Genomic DNA, 24,219 nt, shown 5'->3' with positions numbered 1-24,219 from the left:
TTACTTGCCCGCTTCGGCCGGCTTCACCGTCATCGGCGGGTTCGGCCACAGGCCGTACACGGACGGCGCGTACAGCGCCTCGACACGCGTCGGCGGCAGCCCGAACGTGCCGACGTTGTTCAGCCGCACCGTGTACTCGACCGAGAATTTGCCCTTCGGCAGATAGTCGTAGTACGCCCGGTAGCCGTCGAAGTCGCGCTCGATGAACGCCGGCCACGCGCCGTCCGGCGTCTTCTCGCCCTGCGTCGCGGCTTCGGAGTCGCGGCCCAGGCCCGAGCCGAGGATCGTCGAACCGGCCGGAACCGGATCGTTGACGACGACCCACGTCATGTCGCTCTGCGCATCGATGTCGAGATGCACGCGTACGACGTCGCCGCGCGTCAGCACGCCCTTGACGGCGGGCGACACGGGCGTGACGGTCTTCGTGATCCGGTAGCCGGCCGCAAACGGCGAACGCAGCGGCACCGCCGCGAGGCTTTCGATCGTGGCCCACGGGCGGCCCGTGCCGTCCTGCGTGACGGACAGCGTGGCCGGCGCCTGCGACGCGCGCGGCCACGGCAGCATCACGCTGCGGGCCGCGGCGGCGCGGGTGGCCGGAGTGGCCGACGCCGGCGTGTCGGCGGGCGTGGACGCGGAGGCCGACGCCTGAGACCACGAGATCGTGCGCGCGTCGCCGCCGAGCGCGACCTTCGTCGCGCCGGCCACCGGCGTGCTCTCGTAGGTGCGCGAGAAGCGCTCGACCGCGAGCAGGCCGAGCGCGTTCGACGTCGTGGTCTGCCAGGCGCCCTGGCGCTGCAGTGCAAGCAGGCCGGCCGTCACGCGCGGCATCTCGTCCTTCCATGCCGGGTCGCCCGCGAATTCCAGCGCGAGACGTGCCGCGTTGGTCTCGTTGCTGGTCATCAGCCACCACAGATCGTCGTCGCGTGCGGTCGAGAACACGAGTTGCGTGCCCTGGTACGTGAGGCGTGCCCGCAGGATCTGTTCGACCTGCGCGCGTTTCTCGTCGCGTTGCGGGATGTCCTTCACGCGCGTCAGGATCGCGTGATAGTCGATCACCGCCGACGTCGGCCACTGGTTCGGCGCGATCTCGATCGAGCCGAGCATGCGGCCCTGCGCGGCGCCGTAGCGCGACAGCGCCTCGATCGCGGCGAGCTTGCGCAGGTCGCGATCCTGGCGCGGCGCCCACGTGTTGCGCTCGAGGCGGCCGTCGACGAAACGCGCGAGCCCGGCCTCGAGCTGCGTGCGCAGGTCTTCCGGCAGCGCGAAGCGCGGGTCGAGACGGCTCGCCTCGTCGGACACCACGAGCAGGTACGACGACAGCGTCGCGCTGCCGGCATGCGAGTCGTCGGACGACGGCGGGAAGTAGCTCGCGAGCCCGTCGCTGTCGAGATAGACGGGCATGCGTGCGATCAGCGCCTGCCATTGCGCGGGGTCGCGCAGGCCGATCGCGCGCGATGTCTGCTGTTCGAGGCAGCGGTACGGATAGCGCTCGAACCAGCGTTTCACGCCGGGCAGCCCGTCGGCGAGCTTCGACTGCAGCGACACGGCGATGCCGCCGCGCGGCAGGCCTTGCGCGTTGTTCGCCGCGCCGGCCGGGGAGGCGATCGGCACCGTCAGCGTGCCGTCGACTTGCGCGAGGGTCGCCTGCTGGACCGTGACCGGCAGCGCGGGCACGACCTTCTGCGCGACCGCCAGCGCGTCGGACGCGCGCTTGCCGCCTTGCTCGGCCGCTTCGATGTGCCAGTTCAGCGCACCGGCCGCGTCGAGCGCCTGCTCGGGCACGGTGATCGTCCACGCGACCTCGGTGGCCGTGTTGGCCGCGAGCGAGACGGTTTGCGGCGCGACGTCGAGGCCCGTCACGCGCGGCGTCACGACGACCTGCATCGCGCGGTCGGTCGTGTTGCGCAGCGTGACCTGCGCACGGAACGCGTCGCCTTCGCGCACGAGCGGCGGCAGGCCGGAGATCAGCTGCAGATCCTGCGTGCTGCGGATCGACGTGCTGCCGGTGCCGAAGCGGTCGGGGCCGACCGCCGCGATCGCGACGATCCGGAAGCGCGTGAGCGCATCGTTCAGCGGTACCTCGACGGTCGCGCTGCCATTGGCATCCAGCGTCACGCGCGGATTCCACAACAGCAGCGTGTCGAACAGCTCGCGCGTCGGCGCGCTGCCGCCGCCGCCGCCGGCCGGCACGGCCTTGCGGCCGAAGTGGCGGCGGCCCACGATTTCCATCTGTGCCGTGGATGTCTCGACGCCGTACGCGCGTCGCCGCAGCATCGCGTCGAGCAGGTCCCAGCTGTTGTTCGGCATCAGTTCGAGCAGCGCTTCATCGACGGCCGCGACCGCGATCTGCGTGCCGGCCGGCGCGGGCTGGCCGTTCGGCAGCGTGACCTTCACGTGCGCCTGCGCCTTGCTGCGCACCGTGTAGCGCGTCGCGTCCGTCGTCACGGTCACGCCGAGTCGATGCACGCCCGTGCCGACCTTGATTTCGCCGAGACCATAGCGGAACGCGGGCTTCGACAGGTCGACGAACGCGGTCGGCGCTTCATGGTGACGGCCTTCGCGCCAGAACGCGCGCGCCCATTCGACCGGTGCCTTCCAGCCCCACGTGAAGAACGAGTACCACGGCACTTCGCGAATCCGGCCGCGCAGCGCGAGCACCGACACGTAGACGTTCGGCCCCCACGATTCGCCGACCTTCAGGTCGACCGTCGGGTTCTTGCCGTTCAGCTCGACGATGTGCGTTTCCATCACGCCGCCGCGTTCGACCGCGACCAGCGCGGTCGCGTAGCGGAACGGCATGCGTACCTGGAAGCGGGCGGTTTCGCCCGGCTCGTACGCGGTTTTCTCGGGGATCACGTCGATCCGGTCGGTGTTGTCGCCGCCGAACCAGAGTTCGTCCTCGCGCGTGACCCACACCGACGTCGATGCGTTCGACGTGCGGCCGTCGCCGTCCTTGGCGACCGCGATCAGCTGCACATTGCCGGCCTGTTCGAGCGTCGCGTCGCAGGCCATGCGGCCCTTGTCGTCGGTCTTGCCCGAGCACAGCACGCCGAGGTCGCGCGTGTCGCTCTTGTTGTCGTACGCATAGAAGCCGCCGACCATCCGCTTGCGCGACGACGTCGTGATGCGCGCGACGCCCTTGATCTCGATCGGCACCGACGCGCGCGGCTTGCCTTGCAGGTCGACCGCCAGTGCCTGCACGGGCACGCGCTGGCCGACCGATACCCAGCGGCCCGCCTTGATGCCGGCCACCACCGCGGCCGGCCACAGGATCGTGTCGCCGCGAATCGTCTGCACTTCGCCGTTCGGATCGGCGAACGTTGCTTCGAGCGCAATGCGCTTCGGTGCGTCGACGTCGGGCAGGCCCTTGAGCGTGACCGAGCCCGCGCCGTTGCGGTCGAGCGTCAGCGGCAGCTTGTCGGCGATCAGCTTCGTCGCGTCGGGATCGTTGTTCGACGCCGACGCGTTGTCGCCGTCCTGCGAATCGTCGTCGGCATTGCCGTCGCTCCTGTCGGGGCGGTACGGCGTGAAGCTGAAATCCTCGAAGCGATCCGCGAACGGCGGCGAGGCCCACTTCATCAGCGCCGACACCTGCACCGGCAGGTTCGATGCGCCGCCGCCCGACACGTAGTCGATCTGCACCGCGAGCGGTGCTTCCTTCACGGCGACGAGCGGGCTCTTCTGCGCGTCGCGCGCGCCGATCGACCCCTTCAGCACCGGCAGGCGGAACGCCTCGACGCGGAAGCTGCCGCTGTAATAGGTGGCGGTCGGCGCGTCCTCCGGGCCGCCTTCGAGTTCGACGCTGTATTCGCCGAGCTTCGCGGCGGCCGGCAGCGTGAACTGCGTGTCCGCGCTGTGATCGGCTGCCCACGTGAGCGGCAGCTTGTAGGTCTGGCCCGTGCCGAGATGGCGGATCGTCACGCGCGTCGGGTATTGCGACGGGAACGCGAGGCTCTGCAGCGTCTCGGCGCGGATGAAATGCTTCATCGACACGGTTTCGCCGGCGCGCAGCAGCGTGCGGTCGAATACCGTATGCGCGCGCACGGTCCGTGCGCTGTCCGTGTCGGTCGGCACGTTGAAGCGCCACGATTCGATCCCGCGGTTCCAGCCCGAGCTGACGAACGCCATGTCGGGGCCCGTCTTCGGATCGTTCACGCGGGCCGACACGAAGTAGTCGTCGAAGCGTTGCTCCGAATCGGACGAACTGCATGCGCGCTTCGATTCGAATGCGCCGTCGATCTTCAGCAGGCCCTGCGCATCGGTCTTGCCGGACGCGATCTCGTCGCCGTTGCAGTCCGACACGCGGATCTGCGCGTTCGGCACGGGCTTGCCCTTGTCGAGCGTCGTGACCCACACGAGGTTGTTCTCGCGGCCCTGTTTCAGGTGCACGCCGAGGTTGGTGACGAGCACCGTGGTGCGCACGTACATGCTCGACGGCTTCGCGAGCAGCGAGCGGCCGAGCGCGGGCGACGCGAGTTCGAGCACGTAGAAGCCGGGCTTGTCGATCGGCACGCCGACGACCTCGAACGGGCGCAGCGCCTTCGGGTCTGCCTTCGGCAGCGTCAGCGCCTGCACGCCGGGCTGGCCCTTGAGCAGCGTCAGCGAGCGCACGTCGATGCGGCGATCCTTCGGCGCGGGCGCCTTTTCGCCGGCTTCACGCGGCACGTAAACAGGATGCTGGCCCTTGCGTTCGAGCAGGCCGGGAATCTGGCTGTCGATCGAGCCGGCCGTCATCGACCAGTTGTCGAAGCGGTCGACCCTGCGCATCCACTGGCGGATCGCGGTGTCGTCGTCGACCTTCAGGTTCGAGAACTGCGCGCCCTGGGTGTTGAGGCCGTCGATATGCAGGTCGGCCTCGACGTTGCGCAGCGTGACGGGCACGAGCGCGGGCGAATCGGGTTCGGCGAAGCGCTCGACGATCCCGAAGGTGCCCGACGAGAATTTCGCGAGCGGCGGCATCGGTGCGGTGCGCGTCGCGAGCGGGAACAGGTCGGCGTTGGACAGCGAACGGTCGGTCACGTCGCGCAGGCCCGACGGCAATTCGATCGTGAGGGCGGTCTGTTCGGGCAGCGGCGGGTTGAACGTGACGGTGGTGACTTCCTCGCTCTTGTCGTCGGCCGCGAAGGTCGGCGCGAGCGTTCCGTCAGGGCCGCGCAGCTTGATCGCCTCGGCGTTCTTGCGCGAGATCGGTGCGTTGAACGAAAGTGTGAGCGGGCGCAGCGGCGTGCAGGGCGCCTTTGCATTCTCGCGTTCGCACGAGAAGCTCGCGGCGAACGGCGCCCGCACGGTGAAGTCGAAGCGCCGTTCCGTTTCGTTCGGGATCCCGCTCGGGCTCGTGACGCCCTTGCCGTATACGAGCTGCATCTTCGCGCTCGCCGGCAGTGCCTGGGCGCACGACAGCGTCAGCACGCGCGCGGCATCCTTCTTCAGGCCGAAGTGATCGAGCAGTGCGTTGCGCGCATCGTCGTCGGCGGCCGTGACGGGAATGCGGTTGCCGATGCCGGCTGCTTCGCACCAGATGTTCGCGAGCGCCGAGCGCGGTTCGGCCGGGCCGTTCAGCTTCAGCACGAACACCTGCCGTTCCTCGATCTCGCGCGAGCCGGGGCGGACGTTCACCGGGAACGGGCCGCCCGTCTGGAACGTGAAGCGGCGCGGGCCGCTGGCCGCGTTGCCGGCGACCGAGCGCAACGTGTCGTTGAGCGCGACCGAGCAGCGCACGCCGGGCGGCAGGTCGTTTTCGAAATCGTAAACCCAGGTCTTGTCGTCGAGCCAGTGGCCCTGGCCGCGCGCGGCCGTGGAATCGTTGCAGGTGACGCGTGCGGGATTCGGCGCGGAGGCCGAGCCGAACGCGACCATCGGTTCGTCGAACTTGACGACGGTTTGCCGGACCTCGGTGACGGTGCCTTGCGGCGACACGCTCACCGTGCGCGCCGCGCCCGCATGCAGCGACAGCGCCGTGGCGCCGCCGAGCGCCGCGACGGCGCCGATGCGCCAGAGCAGCCGGGTGGTGTGGTTGGTTCGTTTTGCTTTGTTCTGTTTGTCGTGCTGCTTCATCGCTCGATTGCCCTCGGAGGGAAGCTTTCTGTTTGATTGCACCGGATTCTAACCGACCGACCTTCGCGCGCATCGCGCTGCACAGTGTGTCGTCGGCGTGCGACACTGGTGTGCGTGCCGCAGATTTGTCGCGTCAACGACACAAAAATGCAGCGAAATGTCGATTGTCTCGGATTGCGGAACATTTAATGGACTATAAAAAGATTGTTCGATCCGATTTGTGCGCGTACATTTCAGGTCCGCGCCAATGTTTGAGAAATATCAAGCGTGGTTTTCCCGAATCCGGTGTTCGAGAGAAGGAAACATGCACAACGACAACACTCCCCACTCGCGTCGCACGGGCGACGCAGCCGTAACAGGCATCACACGGCGTCAATGGCTGCAGGGCGCACTGGCGCTGACGGCAGCGGGCCTCACGGGCTCGCTGGCGTTGCGGGCCCTGGCCGACGATCCCGGCACCGCGCCGCTCGACACGTTCATGACGCTCTCCGAAGCAGTGACAGGCAAGAAGGGGCTGAGCCGCGTGCTCGGCCAGCGCTTCCTGCAGGCCTTGCAGAAGGGTTCGTTCAAGACGGCCGACAGCCTGCCGCAACTCGCCGGCGCACTCGCGTCCGGTTCGCTGAATCCTGACCAGGAAGCACTCGCGCTGAAGATTCTTGAAGCGTGGTATCTCGGCATCGTCGACAACGTCGTGATTACCTACGAAGAAGCATTAATGTTCAGCGCCGTATCCGATACGCTCGTGATCCCGTCGTATTGCCCCAACAAACCCGGCTTCTGGGCCGAAAAACCGATCGAGAGGCAAGCCTGATGGCCGATACCGATACGCAAAAGGCCGACGTCGTCGTCGTCGGGTCGGGTGTCGCCGGCGCGATCGTTGCACACCAGCTCGCGATGGCGGGTAAATCCGTGATCCTGCTGGAAGCCGGCCCGCGCATGCCGCGCTGGGAAATCGTCGAGCGCTTCCGCAACCAGGTCGACAAGACCGATTTCATGGCGCCGTACCCGTCGAGCGCGTGGGCGCCGCATCCGGAATACGGCCCGCCGAACGACTACCTGATCCTGAAGGGCGAGCACAAGTTCAACTCGCAGTACATCCGCGCGGTGGGCGGCACGACGTGGCACTGGGCCGCGTCGGCGTGGCGCTTCATCCCGAACGACTTCAAGATGAAGACCGTGTACGGCGTCGGCCGTGACTGGCCGATCCAGTACGACGACATCGAGCATTACTACCAGCGCGCCGAAGAGGAACTTGGCGTTTGGGGCCCGGGCCCCGAGGAAGACCTGTACTCGCCGCGCAAGCAGCCGTACCCGATGCCGCCGCTGCCGTTGTCGTTCAACGAGCAGACGATCAAGAGCGCGCTCAACGGCTATGACCCGAAGTTCCACGTGGTGACCGAGCCGGTCGCGCGCAACAGCCGCCCGTACGACGGGCGGCCGACTTGTTGCGGGAACAACAACTGCATGCCGATCTGCCCGATCGGCGCGATGTACAACGGCATCGTCCACGTCGAGAAAGCCGAGCAGGCAGGCGCGAAGCTGATCGACAGCGCGGTTGTCTACAAGCTCGAGACCGGGCCGGACAAGCGCATCACCGCCGCGGTCTACAAGGACAAGACGGGCGCCGATCATCGCGTCGAAGGCAAGTACTTCGTGATCGCCGCGAACGGCATCGAGACGCCGAAGATCCTGCTGATGTCCGCGAACCGCGATTTCCCGAACGGTGTCGCGAACAGCTCGGACATGGTCGGCCGCAACCTGATGGACCACCCGGGCACCGGCGTGTCGTTCTACGCGAACGAGAAGCTGTGGCCGGGCCGCGGCCCGCAGGAGATGACGTCGCTGATCGGTTTCCGCGACGGCCCGTTCCGCGCGACCGAAGCCGCGAAGAAGATCCACCTGTCGAACATGTCGCGCATCAACCAGGAAACGCAGAAGATCTTCAAGAGCGGCAAGCTGATAAAGCCCGACGAGCTCGACGCGCAGATCCGCGACCGTTCCGCCCGCTACGTGCAGTTCGACTGCTTCCACGAGATCCTGCCGCAACCCGAGAACCGCATCGTGCCGAGCAAGACGGCCACCGACGCGGTCGGCATCCCGCGCCCCGAGATCACGTATGCGATCGACGACTACGTGAAGCGCGGCGCCGTGCACACGCGCGAGGTCTACGCGACGGCCGCGAAGGTGCTGGGCGGTACCGAAGTCGTCTTCAACGACGAGTTCGCGCCGAACAACCACATCACGGGCGCGACGATCATGGGCGCGGATGCACGCGACTCGGTCGTCGACAAGGACTGCCGCACGTTCGACCATCCGAACCTGTTCATCTCGAGCAGCTCGACGATGCCGACCGTCGGTACGGTGAACGTGACGCTGACGATCGCGGCGCTTGCGCTGCGGATGTCGGACACGCTGAAGAAGGAAGTCTGACCGTGCGGAAATCTACTCTCACCTTCCTCCTCGCCGGCTGCCTCGCGCTGCCGGGTCTCGTACGCGCGGCCGATGCGGCCGATCCGGCGCTGGTCAAGCGCGGTGAATATCTCGCGGTCGCGGGCGACTGCATGGCGTGCCACACCGCGAAGGGCGGCAAGCCGTTCGCGGGCGGTCTCGGCATGCCGGTCCCGATGCTCGGCAAGATCTACACGAGCAACATCACGCCCGATCCCGAGACGGGCATCGGCAACTGGTCGGCCGAGGACTTCGAGCGCGCGGTGCGCCACGGGGTGTCGAAGAACGGCGACAACCTGTATCCGGCGATGCCGTACGTGTCGTACGCGAAGATCAACGACGACGACGTGAAGGCGCTGTACGCGTACTTCATGCACGGCGTCGAGCCGGTCAAGCAGGCGCCGCCGAAGAACGAGATCCCCGCGTTGCTGAGCATGCGCTGGCCGCTGAAGATCTGGAACTGGCTGTTCCTGAAGGACGGTGTATACCAGCCGAAGCCGGCGCAGAGCGCCGAGTGGAACCGCGGCGCGTATCTGGTCCAGGGTCTTGCTCACTGCAGCACGTGCCACACGCCGCGCGGCATCGCGATGCAGGAGAAGTCGCTCGACGAGACGGGCGGCAGCTTCCTGTCGGGCTCGGTGCTCGCGGGCTGGGACGGCTACAACATCACGTCCGACGCCAACGCGGGGATCGGCGGCTGGACGCAGCAGCAGCTCGTCCAGTACCTGCGCACCGGCAGCGTGCCGGGCCTCGCGCAGGCGGCCGGCCCGATGGCCGAGGCGATCGAGCACAGCTTCTCGAAGATGACGGAAGCCGACATCGGCGCGATCTCGACGTACATTCGCACGGTGCCGGCCGTCGCCAGCGGCGATGCGAAGCAGTCGCGCGCGTCGTGGGGCAAGCCGTCCGACGACGGCGAGAAGCTTCGCGGCGTGCCGCTGGCAACGTCGGGCATCGATCCGGCGCGGCTCTATCTCGGCAACTGCGCGACCTGCCACCAGATGCAGGGCAAGGGCACGCCGGACGGCTATTACCCGCCGCTGTTCCACAACTCGACGGTCGGCGCATCGAATCCGACCAACCTCGTGCAGGTGATCCTGAACGGCGTGCAGCGCAAGGCCGGCAGCGAGGACGTCGGGATGCCGGCATTCCGCCACGAGCTGTCGGATGCGCAGATCGCCGCGCTGTCGAACTACCTGACCGGGCAGTTCGGCAATCCGGCCGCGAAGGTGACCGAGCAGGACGTCGCGAAGCTGCGCTGATGCGGCACGTGACGAAGCAGGGCGATAACTGACAAGAGGAGGAGCACAGCACATCGGGTTGTTGCCCGATGCCGGTTGTTGCAGAGCGGGGCGGGCGGCGCAGGCGGCCGCCCGTCCTGGTTCATTCGCAATCCGGTGCGCCGGGGCGGTTCCCGCCACGCGCATCGTTTTCGTTGATCGATACCATGACACCGAATCAACCGTTTCTCGCGTCCCAGCGCGATGTGCTGCTGCTGCTTGCCCGGATCCTGCTCGTGATCCTGTTCATCATGTTCGGCTGGAAGAAGATCGTCGATTTCCCCGGGACCATCGCGTTCATGGGTTCCGAAGGCGCGCCCGCGCCGATCATCTCCGCCGCGATCTCCGTCGTGATGGAGCTGTTCGTCGGGATCGCGATCCTGGTCGGTTTCCAGACGCGGGCGCTCGCGCTTCTGCTGGCGCTCTATACGATCGGCACTGGCATCATCGGCCACCACTACTGGACGATGACGGGCGGCGAGCAGATCAACAACATGATTCATTTCTACAAGAACATCGCGATCGCCGGCGGCCTGCTCGCGCTTTGCGCGGCGGGCCCTGGTCGCTTTTCGATCGATCGCGGATAAACGGACCCGGGGCGCGCGCATGGGGCACGCGCTGGAAGGTCGAGACTCCGAGGGGGGCATCATTTTGCGACTCAAATATTTCGCATGGCTGATCGCGGCTGCCACACCGGCGGCCGCTTTTGCACAGACGAGCGTCACGCTGTACGGCCGCGTCGACGGCGGCATCGAATACCTGAACCACATCGCGAAGCCGAATGGCGGCAGCGGGACCCGCTGGAGCGCCGAAAGCGGCGACTGGGGCACCAGCATGTTCGGGCTGAAAGGCATCGAGGATCTCGGCGGCGGGCTGTCGACGGTCTTCAACCTGGAAACCGCGTTCCAGGTGATGAACGGCCAGACGGGCGGCGGCCGCATGTGGTCGCGTCGCGCGTACGTCGGACTGAAGAGCAACACGTGGGGCCAGCTGCAGGCCGGCCGCAACCTGTTCATCGACAGCGACGGCGTGTGGGAATTCGACCCGTTCGTGCAGCAGGCGTTTTCGTCCGCATCGCTCGTGCGCGGCCGTAACTGGCAGCAGACCAGCAACAACATCGAATATCACAGCCCGGTGATCGGCGGCTTCGACGTGCAGGCGCAATACGCGTTCGGCAACCAGTCGCGCGGCTTCAACTACGGCGCGGCCGACGATTTCGGCCGCTCGGACGGGATCATGATCTCGTACCACTCGCCGTTGCTCGACGTGCGTGGCATCTACGACGAACTGCGCGACAACAACGGCAAGTTCAGCAACATCTTCACCGCGTCGCGCGAGTATTTCGTCGGCGCGAACGTGAAGGTGTCGAAGTTCAAGATCCAGGGCGCATATACGCACTACCAGGCGCCGGACAGCCCGGCAGGTGTGGCCGATCGCGCCGATCACTACTGGCTCGGCGCGACTTACACCGCGACGCCGCAATGGGCCGTGACGGGCGGCGGGTACTACGTGAAGGTGGGTGACGGCGGCGGCGATGCGTCGCACGATCCGTCGGGGCACGCGATGATGTACGTGCTCGGCACGACGTACAACCTGTCGAAGCGCACGTTCCTTTATGGCACGGTCGCGTATGTGCGAAACGGCGGCAACTCGAATTTCTCGCTGCTCGCGACGCCGCGCGACGCGACGTCGGGGACGAGCCCGATGACGGGTGAGTCGCAGACGGGTGCGTATGTGGGGATGATGCATACCTTCTGAAGGTAGGCAACGCCAGATACGCAAAAGGCACGGGTGATTGAACCCGTGCCTTTTGCGTTTACAGCGCTTGCGAAGCGTTCTGGCAAGCATGCCGATGTCGGGCGGAGGAATCAGAGGCATCGTATCGGCCGCGGCAGTTCTCACGTACCCAACCGCACGTTGCTCGACTATCCATTGGCCCGCAGAGGGCGCATGGCTTGCGCGAGCATTGCGTTGCGGGGAGTTCGCGCTCGATGGATTCACGGTTTCTGACGTTTATGGACTAGAGGCTTCGAGGTAAACGGCGGTTATTCGATTTATCGCTATCTGGCTGGCCCGAGCTACGGTGGGCGCTGTCGTTAGCGAATGCCGTGGCCCACGGGCTGCGTGCCGGTACCGCCTGACGGCATCGATTTGCGCGAAAGCATGACGTAAGCCACATCCGAGTTCGTTTTGATATGATGAATTCCGGTTCGGCCAGATGTGGTTTGAATCGTGTCTATGCCGAAGGCCTCTGTAGGGGCCAGAAAAAATTCTGGGCCGTTTCCTATTGCGAAGAGATACCAATCTGCCGCCCGGCGATGCTCGGCGGCCGTTTTTGTTACTACACGGTACGGGGTAGTTTGATGGTTTCCGATCTCCTGAACAAGGCGCTGCGCACGCAATACGTGCAACACGGACGCATTGTCCGCCTCGATACGCCGCTTGGCGAAGACTGGCTGGTCCCGCTCTATGTCCGTGGGCGTGCTTGCCTCGGGCGAGACTTCGAATTCACGATCGACGCAACGTCGACGCGACTCGAAACGATTCAGGCGAAGGCACTGATCCGGCAATCCGTGACGCTGTGGATTCGGCAGACGGACGGCAGCGAAATGCCGATTCACGGTTATGTGACTGCGTTCAGTCGCTTGGGCGGGGACGGAGCCAACACCTATTACCAGCTCCGATTCAATTCGTTCCTCGCGCTGCTGCGGCTCGGCAGCGACCGGCGCGACTGGATCGAGACTCCTGCGCAACAAACCGTGTCCGATGTGCTTGGGAAGTATCCGCAGGCGGCCGGTAACTTTACGTGGCAACTGCGTCAGGCATTGCGCTCGTATTCGCAGCGGATGCAATGGGAATCCGACTGGAACTACGTCCACCGTACATTTGAAGAACTCGGCCTTTTTCCGCGTTTCGATATCGCGCAGGACGGCAAGTCGCACAAGGTCGTCATCATGGACGATCTTTTCTCGGTTCCCGAGTTGAAGCAAAAGACCATTTTGTTTAGCCGCTCAGTGCAGAACGAAGAATTCGATGGTCTTAGAGGTCAGTTCAAAAACCCCGTGAGGGGGCTGTTTACTTCCTCGGCGAGCTGTTAACCTTGGGCACCAGAACAACGGAAGCCCAAGGATGGAAGCGCCGATCATTGACGACGAACTGTGGATACTGATCGAACCATTGCTGCCGCCCGCGAAGCCTCGTGCGAAGAGCGATCCTGGTCGTCCGCGCGTTTGCGATCGTGCGGCGCTCAACGGCATCCTGTTCGTGTTCAAAACGGGAATCCGCTGGAACCACTTGCCGACTCGGCTGGGCTTCGGCTCGGGCGCAACTTGCTGGCGGCGATTGAACGACTGGCAAAAGGCTGGTGTATGGGACCAACTGCACGAGTTGCTGCTCGACAAGTTGCGTGCGGCCGGCCAGATCGATCTGTCATACGCTGCGGTCGATTCGTCGTCCGTGCGCGCCGTTGGGGCGGGCGAAAAACTGGCCCGAACCCCACGGATCGTGCGCGACCCGGTTCCAAGCACCACATCCTCGTAGACGCCAACGGCGTTCCCGTCGTCGCGATCCTGACCGGCGCGAACGCCAACGACGTCACGCAGTTGCTGCCGCTCGTTGATGCAATTCCGCCGATTCGCGGTGTCCGTGGCCGACCACTTCAGAAGCCCGGCGTCGTCTACGCCGATCGCGGCTACGATTCCACACGACACCGACGTGCGCTGCGTGAGCGCGGCATCAGGCCCGTGATCGCGAAGCGCCGGACCGAACACGGCAGCGGGCTCGGCAAGTATCGTTGGGTGGTCGAGCGTACGCACTCCTGGCTCCATAATTTCCGTCGTCTACGCACGCGCTTCGAGCGACGTGCCGACATTCACGAAGCATTCTTGAAACTTGGCTGCTCGCTCGTCTGCTGGAACGTCTTCAGGCGAGCTGAGCAAGGTTTTTGAACTGGCCTCTTAGCGAGTGGATCGATTCGCAGGAAATCCAGTCGGCCGAACTCGACACAGGTACGTTCGACTACAAGCGTCCGGATCTTTCGAAGCACGTCACGATGCCTGCGTTCGATCTTGACGATGTACCGGGGCTGGGTGAGCAGTACGAATACACCGGGTCGCATACGTGGTCCGATCGCGACATGGGCGAGGCTCAGGCAAACGTTGTCACCGAGGAATGGCGCTCACGCGCGCAACGCTTCTACGGCGTGGGCGCATTGCGTTGCGCATGGCCTGGCTGCTATGGGGTGCTGACCGGGCACCCGGTGCATGACGCACAACCGGATCAGGATCGCGAAATGGCGATTCTCTCGGTGAACTGGCTCATCCAGAATAACGTGCCGGGACTCGAGAACCTGATGCGTTTTCGCAGGAGCCTGCGCGCTGAAGTCGAGCAAGCGCGCGCGAGCGGTGCGGGTTCGTCCGTGCGCCATGACGACGGCGGCGTTGGATTCTTCCACGTCGAAATCGAAGCGCAACGGCGCCGCGTCGCGTTTCGTAGTCCGTTCGAACACAAGAAGCCGATCATGCAGCTTCAGACGGGCATCGTCGGCGGTCCCGAGGACGAAGAGATTTATACGGATGCGATGCTGCGTGCGAAGGTGCGGCTGACGTCCAATCGACTCAATGACGGCGACCAGAACGTGTCGGCGTGGATACGTGCGGCGATGCCCGATGCGGGCCGAAAGCGCGGCGGCATGTTTCCACTGCGCAAGAACGACGAAGTCTTGATCGGCTTCATCAACGGTGATTGCGATCGTCCCGTGATCCTGTCCAGAATGCACGGCGGCGAAAGCATGCCCGAATGGCACACGCACGGGCTGACCTCTGGCTTGTTGTCGCGCGAATACGGCGGCGAAGGCTACAACCAACTGATGATGGACGACGCCAGCGGGCAGAACCGTGTGCACTTGTACTCGACGAGCTATAGCTCCCATCTGCACCTGGGCTATCTGATCCAGCATTCGAGCAACACGCGCGGCGCGTTCATCGGGCAGGGCTTTGACCTCAAGTCATTGGGCTACGGTGCGGTGCGGGCCGAACAAGGGCTCTACGTTTCGACGCAACCCGCCGCGACGCAACCGATGAGCGCGACGGCGGCAACCGAACAACTGACCCGCGCCGAGGCGACGCTGGAAACAACATCAAAGGCGAGCCAGACGAATCGGGCGCAAAGCCAGCAAGACGGCCACAACGCGCTGAAGACCTTCACCGACGCGACGCAACACCCGGTGGCAGGCACAACCAAGGGCGGTCGCACGGCAGGCGGCGGCACGGGCAACGCGAACGGCTTCGCGAAGCCGATCATGCTGCTGTCGAGCCCCGAGGGCATTGCCGCATCGACGCAAGGATCGGCGCACATCACAGCAAACCAGCAGGCCAATGTGGTCGCCGGCGAGAACATCAACCTCGCAGCCGGCCGTGCGTTGCTTGCCAGCGTACTGGAACAAATCAGCCTGTTTGCGGAAAAACTCGGAGTGAAAATTTACGCGGCGAGTGGTCCGATCGACCTTCAGGCACAGAACGATTCGATGAGCTTGGCTGCATCGCAGGATGTGAAGATTACGGCGGGCAAGAAGATGTACCTGTCGGCCGACGAAATCTGGATTGGCGCGAACGGTTCGTATATCAAATTGACGGCGAACATGATCGAAAACGCAACGTCAGGCCAGATTGTGGAAAAGTGTGCGGATTGGGAAAAGGCCGGCGCGGCAAGCGGTACGCTGAAAAATCCGCTGCATTCGTCGCCGGTATCGGTCGATGGCGGGCGTTTCACCCTGTTCTCCGGTTGAATCGCGCAGCCGGTATCGTATCAACATAAAAAATTCTGAAAACCGAATCCGAGTCGGGAATCATGAGCAAAACAACGCCTAAAAAGAAGCACCATCCAGCGGCCGCTCCTCACTCGGCCCCCAAGCACGCCGAGCCGGTTGATAGGCCGCTGAGTTGGGCCTACCCGTTCACGCCCGCAGACAAGAGCGACGCGGCGGACCCGATGACGTATTTCAAGGCGCTCGCGAAGTGCGGGACCGGCTTTTTTCCGTTGGGCATCAGTGGCATGTGGCATGGGGGCGTGCACTTCGACGAAGGCAGTGCGCAAATGCTGACGCAGGATAGCGGCGTGCGTGCAATTGCGGACGGTAAGATCGTCGCGTACCGGCTGAACACGAAATACGAGGAAACGAAGTACCCGGACAATAGTCTGGCGCACTTCTCGACCGGTTTTGTACTGGTCCGGCATGAACTGAAACTGCCGCCGAAGCCAGCACCGAAAGAGCCTGCCAAACCAGCGTCGGCTCCTGCGTCGGCTCCCGCGCCCGCATCGACCACCGCCGCGCCTCCCACACCCGCGTCCGCTCCGGCCGATCACGCGCCAGCAAACAGCAAACCGGGGAACGACAAACCCCTCGTGTTCTTCAGCCTGTACATGCACACGATGGATTGGAACACCTATCAAAAATCGCTTGGACAAGCGAAAACCGACCGGCATCCGAATCAAGTACCTCTCTCGCCGATGTCCTATTGGGAAGGCGACCGCTATTATCGGGTGGGCGACAAGGCGAAGGACAAGCAAGCCGTTCCGAAGCCGAAAGCGCCTGCGCAGCCGCCTGCGAGGCGCACCGATGGGGCCGACGATCTGCCGATTAACAATACGAACGAGAACGCACCGCCGCCCGTCGATACCGATCAGGATGTCGCCCTGCCGCCGCCCGAGACGGGATTGCATATTCGAGAATTGCCGAACGGCAAGAGCAAGATTATCGGGATATTACCGACCGGGGCCGAAATCATTGCGGGCGAAGGCGATCCCGCCCACCCGGACTGGATCAAGATCAAGTCCATCAAATCGGGCACGGTTTTGTCTGCGGAAGTTGGTAAGCCGGTGTCTCCCCAAGCGCAGTGGAGCTACGTGTTCAAAGGGGAACTGGACGCCGTTGTCGATCCGCAGCCGCTTGATACGGTCGTGATCCTGAAGGAGCCGCAACGCGTCAAAGCGGGCGAAGTCGTCGCGCATGTCGGCCAGTATCAATGGCCCATGAAAGCCAGTCCGATACCGCCGAAGCCGAACTACCCGATGCTGCATCTCGAAGTATTCGCGGGGCCGGACCTGAAGGACTTCATCGATCGAAGCCGCGCGCGTGCGAAAGAATTGAACGAGAAAAACAAACCGCTTCTGGAAATCGAGCCGGGGGCCAAACTGGTCAGCGAAATTCCCACGCCCGATCAGAAACTGACTCAATCGGGGTTGAAGCTCGTGCCGATAGGCGATGTAAAAAAGGGTTCGCGCTGGATCAAGGTGCAGCCCAAGAGCGTGACTAACGTGCCCGCGAAAGGCAAACAGAAGGCCCAACAAAAGTTAGCGGACGTTGGCAATCCGCTGTGGGTCGAAAGCAGTCTGGCGAACACGATCAGCACGACGAACGTTGCGGGATGGCAGAACTTTCCGCTGGACGTTTCCAAGGCAAGCGGACCGGGCGCGGACTTCCGTGACGTGCTGCGTCGTACTGAACTCGACAAACTCGGTGAGGGCAATGTCGCGGTCGACGACAAGGGCCATCATTGGTGGAACATCACGGTTGGCTCGAAGGACGGCTCCGGCCTGACTGGCTGGGTGTGCGACACCGATCACCCTCACGTACAGCTTCGTAGCCCTTGGGAATGGCCGGGTTTCGAATTGGTGGACAACGGCAGCGTCAACCCCGCCGACATGTTCAAACGTCATATTCATACGACCGAGCAGTATATGGCGGACGAGGAAGGCACTGAGTTTTTGGGGGAAACTGCGAAGGTCAACGCTGGCGAACTCATCACAAAGATTGAAAAGGCGATCGATACGGACCACGACGGAAAGGTGACGGCGCAAGAACTGAAACACGCGCTGGAAACTCCGTGGATGGCCGAAGCGGTGTCGCATCTGGTCGTGCGTAACGAAACCGAATGGGGTGGCGGTCTGGGCAAGTGGGAAGAACTCACCCCGCTCATGCAGAAGCAGACCGAGATGTGGAAGACGGAACTTGAACGGCTCGCGAAGCTTCAGTGGTGGGAGCAAATCAAGGGCGTCGACGGCTTCCCCGCGGACCTTTCTCCTTGGCATCTTCATCCGATTGGGTTGATCGGGAATTTCACGGCGAAAGAGGTGACCATCGGTCACGCTCTTTCTGACGATGGGTTATGGTTTATATTTTCACACGAGGCGCAGGCTGGCACGACTAATCGATTGCATTGGCCCGGCGGAGCAAGCGGAGTTACGTTGGGAGCTGGATATGATATGAAGGGGCGCAGCGAGGCAGGGATTGCTGCGGATATGAAAGCCATTGGCCTGTCTGACGAAGCCGCCGCAGGTATCGCGAAGGCTGCGGGAAAACAGGATTCTGACGCCAATGATTTCGCAAAAAATAATCGAAACTTGGTCGATCTGACCCATGAGCAAGAGGTCGGTTTACTGCGCCATACCGTCAAGCCATATGAGGAAATGGTCCGGCGCTCAATAAAAATCGAACTCTCTCAGAATCAATTTGATGCACTTGTCAGCTTTGCCTACAACCCTGCGGCGCGATGGGACAGTGTGACGAATTTGATTAACGATGGAAAAGTTGACGCTGCAATGAGTAAGATTAAAGAGGGCATTAAATCAAAGGGAACGGTGCTTCCCGGTCTCGTGCACAGACGAGATGATGAAGTGAATTTGTATCAAGAAGGGCGATATGAAATGAACGGTGTGCCGATTAATCATGAATGATCGAACTTGTAAGTCCATAGGGGGTGGCATGTTGATAAGATTGCGAGAAATTTTTAAACTGATGTGGGTTGGGTTATTTATTTTTCTCCAGTCGTTGCAAGCTATTGCTGCCGAATGGAATCCAGTCATTGAAGGTCGGTGGGAAGTAGAGTCGGTGCACTTGAATGCTGATGCGGAGTGGACTCCAAGCTACGGATGGAATGATCCAAGGTTGGTAGGAAGGCTGTTCGTTTTTAAAAAAAATCAGATATGGACTGACGCCCCTGAAAATCAATCTTGTGCCGAAATAAATAGCAAAACCTCACAAACTAGCTTGCGCGAACTGATTTCATCAAGCATGTCTGGATTTGGAAATCCAGCAATAAATGCTACCGAAAAAAATTACAAAATTGATATTCCGGGATCAACGGCGGTTGATGTTATTCGGGTCTTTTGTGGTGCTCAGCCATGGCAAGGAAGTTTGGGGGCATCAAATAAAGAAAGTGGTGCGTGGATGTTTTCTCCTAGTTCCGGAAAACTTCTGCTGCGGTGGTATGGGGAAACGATTCTCACTCTAAAACGGGTTCGCGATAACGCGAAGCCTAATCCATCTTTCAACTGTAACAAGGCAAAGAGTGAAGTGGAGATGGAGATATGCGGCTCATATGAGCTTTCATCGTTTGATAAAAGCGTTGCTACATCGTTTTCACAATTGATCGAGCAAAGAAAATCGGCCGGGGAGTCGCTGGGCGACGCAATTGGCCAACAAAGAGAATGGCTTTCGAAGCGAAATTTATGCGGCAAAGATGCTACCTGTATTCTTGATGCAATGAAGGCGCAGCTTCTAAAGCTTGACGGCATGGGTCGAAATTAGCGAAAACTATCTAGGTCATTTCATGATGAACTTGATTCGCGTCGGTGACGACACTGACCACGGCGGCAAAGTCGAAACGGGCTCATCGACCATGAAATTCGATGGTCGCTATGTCGCTCGCAAGGGCGATCGCGTGTCGTGTCCGCAGCATCCCGACGTGTCACCGAACCTCATCGAGGAAGGCGATGAATCGATGAAGGACAACGGCATTCCGATTGCTCGACACGGCCATCGAGCAACATGCGGCTGTCACCTGATTTCGAGTCTTGTGTAACGCTACAACAGCGGCGCGAGGCCCGGCCGCGTCGGGCAACGAACGATCACGGAGCCGTCGTTCTTCGATAGCACGACGAGCTGCGTAAAGCTATTGGCTGGCGCGTACCGCGACAGGTATAGGTCGAGCTGAAGGATCAGCGTACCCATGCTGTTTTCAATGAACGCGCTCTCATCTGCCGCCATCACAATTTCGAAGCCTCTCACTAGGGCCGAATGCGGCTTGATTGCCAGTAGTCTCTCGACGACGTTTCGCTTGACGAACGAAATCGCCCCGACGTGTTCGGCGCGTCGGTCGCTCGGTGCAAGTTGGCGCATAAGTTTCACGAAGTCCGGCCACCCCCCGCGTGTCAACTGCGTCAGGTTGGCTGTCGTCAGTGCGAGCACGCGCCACTGCGCTTCCGACTCACGGGACGCGCTATAGGTCGGCGTCGGCTGTTTCAGCAGCGTAATCCAGCAAGGCACTTGATCGTTTTCGTTTTTCAGATCGCCCTTGAGGGAGCCGATCCGCATCCGCGATGGCCAGTCGCGATTCGTGCAGGTGAGGTCTGCACTCAATTGCAGCGGTGTTTTCGCCACCGCTGTCCCGTCCGCGCGTAGCAGTACGAGCGACGTTTCACGTCCGGGGTGATGGATTGCCGCGTAGGGATCGTGGCGCGTGATCCAGAACCGTTCGCCGGCCCCGACGCCCCACGCATTCAGCGGCGGAATAGCGGTCCCGTCTGACAGATCGCGAACCGCATCAACCGAATAGATGCCGCGTATGTCTGGTCGGCTCGGTTTCGGCACTACGGGATAATCCGCGACGATTTCGCCGCGCGACGACTTCACTCCCATATGCTTAAAAAGGTTCACGATTGGCGTACAGAACAATCCCATGTTGTCCGCCGATAGCGGGGTGAGCGCTTGCGCGACCCGCGAATCGGCGTGCATACCTTCGATCGCCAAATGCAGGGTTAATCGCAGCGCGCGATTCATTTGGTCGGGTTTAAGACATCGGCGTAAATGAATGTCGACAAAATCGAACTTGTCCGGAAATCCGACGTATTCCAGCAGCGGTTGAACCAGCGGCGAATTTTGCGACGGCAGCAGCATATCGTTCGGGCCGAACCCGACCGGCGTGACCGGTATCCCTGCAATTGGCAACCACCGTCCACTGTCGTCCGCTTCGATAAATGCGCCCCGGACGCGTAGCAGGACCGTATCCAGCAGCGCGACGACGGTCTGGCGTTCTCCAGCGAAATGGACGCGCAGCGTGTCGGGCGAAACGGCGCCGAGCGGCGAGGCGGCGACCGTCGGCTCAATCGTGATGGAGATGAAGCTGGTTGTGTTCGGCGGCAATGCGACTTGTGCCGGTGCGACGGTGCTGCGCGAGAATCGAGCGTTTGCGATGCGGATCGGCGCAAGCGTTACGTCATAAGCGGTTCGAAAGCGAACTTCCCCGCCGCGCGACGTGAGCTCCATGCCACGCGGCAAGACGACCGGCTTGCCTGGTAATTCCTTGATCGGATCGAAGCGAGCGATCGAACATGCGGGGAACGGTCGCAAGTAGTGCGGGTGCAAGACATGAAGCAGCGCTTCGGTGAACTTCGGTGCGCCGTCGTCCAGGTTGGCCCGGATTTCGGCTGCAATCAACGCGAATGCCTGCATCATCCGCTGGACGTGCGGGTCGTCCGTCTGTCCGCCTGTAAAGCTCAGGCGGGCGGCAATTCGTGGATATTCGTTGGAGAAGGTTGCGAACTGATTTTCCAGCTTCGCCAGTTCCTGTTCATAGTAGCCGCGCAGCTTGTCGTGCATATTCAACGTCGTCAGGCCCTGCAGGTCACGACGTGCGTCGTCTTATCCAACGGTCATCGTAGTCGAATCTTCATTCTCCGAGTTCTCGCAGCCCAATAGTCCGACGCCAAAATATGAGTCCGATGCGATTACGGTAACTGCACGACGGCGGGAAAAAGCCGCTTACGTTCGCATGCGATTGATATTCAGTAACCGATATTGATGGATTTTGGCGTCAGCCGTCGTTCCTTCAATCTCGGCGTGAATATGTTTCGCACTGTGAAATTCGAGAGGCGGCTCGTCGAGATAAAGTCGAGGCGGCAGCCGCCGACGCGGGACGGGATCGGCAGGGTGATGTTGGCGAGCACGCGTTTCTCTTCGTATGGACGTTCGAGGCCGTAAAGCATCCCCGCATGCGTGTCGCTGATGGACAGTGCGCGTTGAAGATAGCGGATCGGCCATCGCGTTCTCGAGAGTGATCGGTATGGACGGAGACGCGGAAAGACCCCGTCTGGAACCTGCGGGGCCAATGAGGCGTATTGCTGAGAGACGTCGAGTATCTCGGCGGCAGCGATGCGTCGCACGCTCCGTCGGGGCACGCGATGATGTGCATGCTCAGTGCTGACGTTATCGCAACGCGCTCTCTCGCGCGCCCCAGTCCGATCGGCGCGTCGTGCGTCAGAACACGCACGCCTCGGTCGTCGTCAGCGTCGCGAACGGCCCCCCAAGCGTCGCGTTGTGATGCGCGACGATCCGCTCGGCCGGCAGCTCCGGCGTGTCCATGCAGGTGTGCGCATCGGTTACGAGCACCGCGCGAAAGCCGTGATCGGCGGCGGCGCGGCAGGCCGTGTCGACGCAGTACTGGGTCTTCATTCCCGCGATGACGAGCTCGCCGATGCCGGCTTCGCGCAGCCATTCGGCGAGTCGCGTACCTGCGAAGCTGCTCGACTGCGCCTTGTCGAACACGATGTCGCGCGCCGTATCGATCGCGAGCTCCGGCACCAGCGCGGTCAGCGGCGTGCCGGGTGCGATCGGCGAACCGGCGGGCCCGGTGTGACGCACGGCGAACACCGGTGCACCGGCTTCATGCGCGCGATCGATCAACCGGTTGATGTTCGCGAGCACGCGTTCGCCGTCGTACGGACGCTCGGGGCCGTGAAACAGGCCGACCTGCATGTCGATGACGAGCAGTGCGCGTTTCGGGGAACAGACTTCTGGCATTGCGTTTCTCCTGAGTGGCCGATACGGACGGAGAAACGACAAGACCCCGTCCGGAACCGGCGGGGCCTGTGAGGGATGGCGCTACGACCTTGCGCGCACTCGCCGCACGAGCCCGCCGAAGGCGGTCGTGCGGGTCGTGGTCGAGGTGGTGGTCGTGATGTGGCGCATGGAGCGATCATGCACGATGCGCGCGCGCCACGTCAATCGCGCATCGCGCATCGGCCACCAGTCAGTCGAGCGCCTTCCCGGCCTTTTCATCCATGCAACGGACAGCAAGCAGCGTCATCGCGCCGCAGCCGATCGCATACCACGCAGGCGCATTCGGATTCCCGGTCGCCGCGATCAGCCACGTGACGAAGAATTGCGCGAAGCCGCCGAAGATCGCGACGCCGACGCTGTACACGAGCGCACCGCCGGTCGCGCGCACCGCGCGCGGGAACAGTTCGCCGAGCATCGCGCCCGTCGCGCCGATGTTGATCGCATGCACGATCGACAGCGCGGCGATGATCGACAGCAGCGATGCGGCGCCCGGCCAGCGGTTCAGCGCGATGAACGCCGGGTAGATCGCGGCCATCAGCACGATACGCGTCCACCAGACGATCCGGTTGCGTCCGTAGACGTCGGACAGGTGGCCGCCGATCGGCGTCACGAGCATCAGGATCGCGCCCGCGACGCAGCCGGCCGTCATCGACAACCACGTCGGCAGGTGCAGCACCTGCACGCCGTAGATCGCCATGTAGAACACGATGATGTAGTGGATCGATGTGCCGCCGATCGTCACGCCGAGGCCTGCGAATACCGCCTTGCCGTGATGGCGCAACACGTCGGCGAGCGGCAGCGAGGCGACCGGCTCGTCGTGCGCGGCGGCCGGCGCGGCGGCCGGCACTTCCTCGACGGTGCGGCGCAGCCAGTAGCCGAGCGGCACGAACAGCGTGCCGATGATGAACGGCACGCGCCAGCCCCAGCTTTCGAGTTGCGCGGCATTCAGCGTCGACGTCAGCGCGACGCCGGTCAGCGCGCCCGCGAGCGCGGCGAGCCCCTGGCTCGAGAACTGGAACGATGCGTAGAAGCCGCGACGATGCTGCGGCGCCTGTTCGAGCAGCAGCGTCGTCGACGCGCCGACTTCGCCGCCCGACGCGAACCCTTGCAGCAGGCGCGCGAGCACGAGCAGCAGCGGTGCGGCGAGCCCGATCTGCGCGAAGGTCGGCGCGACCGCGATCGTCGCGGTGCCGAGCGCCATCAGCAGCAGCGTGAGGATCATCGCCTTCTTGCGGCCGGCGCGGTCGGCATACATGCCGATCACGAGCCCGCCGAGCGGACGCGTGACGAAGCCGACGCCGAAGCTTGCGACCGCAAGCATCAGTTGTCCGAACGATGAATGTACGGGAAAGAACAGCTTGCCGATCAGGATCGCGAAGAAGCTGTAGACCGTGAAGTCGTAGAACTCGAGCGCGTTGCCGACGGCGGCGGCCGCGATCAGCCGGCGTTTCTTCGCGGCGGTGCGTGCATCGACCGGCGTGCCGGCGAACGAAAGGGCGGACGTTTCCATGTGGGGCTCCCCGGTTGGGCGCGAAACGATGG

16 protein-coding genes and 1 pseudogene are annotated in these 24,219 nt (G+C 63.0%); 12 read left to right on the top strand and 5 right to left on the bottom strand.

The window, feature by feature from the left end:
* Positions 1 to 6,054 carry an alpha-2-macroglobulin family protein gene (locus CFB50_RS27340; protein WP_089447858.1) on the bottom strand — a complete coding sequence of 2,018 codons (6,054 nt, stop codon included), beginning with the start codon at positions 6,052 to 6,054 and terminating at the stop codon, positions 1 to 3.
* 304 nt (positions 6,055 to 6,358) lie between these two features.
* Between CFB50_RS27340 and CFB50_RS27335 the strand changes: the two genes are divergently transcribed.
* The 12 genes and pseudogenes from CFB50_RS27335 to CFB50_RS27290 all read left to right on the top strand — a co-directional run bounded on the left by CFB50_RS27335 (position 6,359) and on the right by CFB50_RS27290 (position 19,642).
* Positions 6,359 to 6,865: a sugar dehydrogenase complex small subunit gene (locus CFB50_RS27335; protein WP_069251792.1), complete on the top strand. Its 507-nt coding sequence runs from the start codon at positions 6,359 to 6,361 to the stop codon at positions 6,863 to 6,865.
* Entirely contained in the window at positions 6,865 to 8,484 is a 1,620-nt protein-coding gene (locus CFB50_RS27330; protein WP_089447857.1) for a GMC family oxidoreductase, read from the top strand. The genes CFB50_RS27335 and CFB50_RS27330 overlap by 1 nt, the downstream gene beginning before the upstream one ends.
* Positions 8,485 to 8,486: 2 nt before the next feature.
* Complete coding sequence (locus CFB50_RS27325) at positions 8,487 to 9,764, top strand: cytochrome c (RefSeq protein ID WP_089447856.1); 1,278 nt, start codon at positions 8,487 to 8,489, stop codon at positions 9,762 to 9,764.
* Positions 9,765 to 9,949: 185 nt separating this feature from the next.
* Positions 9,950 to 10,369 carry a DoxX family protein gene (locus tag CFB50_RS27320; RefSeq protein ID WP_046548032.1) on the top strand — a complete coding sequence of 140 codons (420 nt, stop codon included), beginning with the start codon at positions 9,950 to 9,952 and terminating at the stop codon, positions 10,367 to 10,369.
* Positions 10,370 to 10,433: 64 nt separating this feature from the next.
* Complete coding sequence (locus CFB50_RS27315; RefSeq protein WP_089447855.1) at positions 10,434 to 11,540, top strand: porin; 1,107 nt, start codon at positions 10,434 to 10,436, stop codon at positions 11,538 to 11,540.
* Positions 11,541 to 11,977: 437 nt separating this feature from the next.
* The gene (locus CFB50_RS27310; protein ID WP_256979305.1) at positions 11,978 to 12,880 is read left to right on the top strand and encodes a phage late control D family protein; all 903 of its coding nucleotides are present in this window, start codon (positions 11,978 to 11,980) and stop codon (positions 12,878 to 12,880) included.
* A gap of 31 nt (positions 12,881 to 12,911) precedes the next feature.
* Complete coding sequence (locus tag CFB50_RS40225; protein WP_256978861.1) at positions 12,912 to 13,322, top strand: transposase; 411 nt, start codon at positions 12,912 to 12,914, stop codon at positions 13,320 to 13,322.
* A complete protein-coding gene (locus tag CFB50_RS40220) occupies positions 13,214 to 13,729 on the top strand; it encodes an IS5 family transposase (RefSeq protein WP_256978984.1) in 516 nt (171 codons plus the stop codon). The genes CFB50_RS40225 and CFB50_RS40220 overlap by 109 nt, the downstream gene beginning before the upstream one ends.
* Positions 13,730 to 13,737: 8 nt before the next feature.
* Positions 13,738 to 15,567 (top strand): annotated as a pseudogene (locus CFB50_RS27300) (type VI secretion system Vgr family protein); the annotation flags it as partial.
* Positions 15,568 to 15,629: 62 nt separating this feature from the next.
* Positions 15,630 to 18,515, top strand: coding sequence for a glycoside hydrolase family protein (locus CFB50_RS27295; protein ID WP_089447854.1), 2,886 nt, complete (start codon positions 15,630 to 15,632; stop codon positions 18,513 to 18,515).
* Positions 18,508 to 19,368, top strand: coding sequence for a lysozyme inhibitor LprI family protein (locus CFB50_RS39020; protein ID WP_124577258.1), 861 nt, complete (start codon positions 18,508 to 18,510; stop codon positions 19,366 to 19,368). The genes CFB50_RS27295 and CFB50_RS39020 overlap by 8 nt, the downstream gene beginning before the upstream one ends.
* 22 nt (positions 19,369 to 19,390) lie before the next feature.
* On the top strand, positions 19,391 to 19,642 hold the full coding sequence (locus CFB50_RS27290; protein WP_047849812.1) for a PAAR domain-containing protein: 252 nt from the start codon (positions 19,391 to 19,393) through the stop codon (positions 19,640 to 19,642).
* 2 nt (positions 19,643 to 19,644) lie between these two features.
* Here the strand turns inward: CFB50_RS27290 and tssF are convergent, their stop codons facing one another.
* The 4 genes from tssF to CFB50_RS27270 form a co-directional block, all read right to left on the bottom strand.
* Positions 19,645 to 21,438: a type VI secretion system baseplate subunit TssF gene (gene tssF, locus CFB50_RS27285; RefSeq protein ID WP_089447853.1), complete on the bottom strand. Its 1,794-nt coding sequence runs from the start codon at positions 21,436 to 21,438 to the stop codon at positions 19,645 to 19,647.
* A 185-nt stretch (positions 21,439 to 21,623) separates the two neighbouring features.
* Positions 21,624 to 22,001, bottom strand: coding sequence for a hypothetical protein (locus CFB50_RS39015; RefSeq protein WP_144020698.1), 378 nt, complete (start codon positions 21,999 to 22,001; stop codon positions 21,624 to 21,626).
* 94 nt (positions 22,002 to 22,095) lie between these two features.
* On the bottom strand, positions 22,096 to 22,638 hold the full coding sequence (locus CFB50_RS27275) for a cysteine hydrolase family protein (RefSeq protein WP_089447851.1): 543 nt from the start codon (positions 22,636 to 22,638) through the stop codon (positions 22,096 to 22,098).
* Between the two features lie 229 nt (positions 22,639 to 22,867).
* A complete protein-coding gene (locus tag CFB50_RS27270) occupies positions 22,868 to 24,187 on the bottom strand; it encodes an MFS transporter (protein WP_089447850.1) in 1,320 nt (439 codons plus the stop codon).
* Between the last annotated feature and the right edge of the window lie 32 nt (positions 24,188 to 24,219).

The sequence above is a fragment of the Burkholderia sp. AU33423 genome, from assembly GCF_002223135.1.
Taxonomy (GTDB): domain Bacteria; phylum Pseudomonadota; class Gammaproteobacteria; order Burkholderiales; family Burkholderiaceae; genus Burkholderia; species Burkholderia lata_D.
Note: the sequence above shows the minus strand (reverse complement) of the source record. Positions and strands in the feature narration are given on the sequence as shown.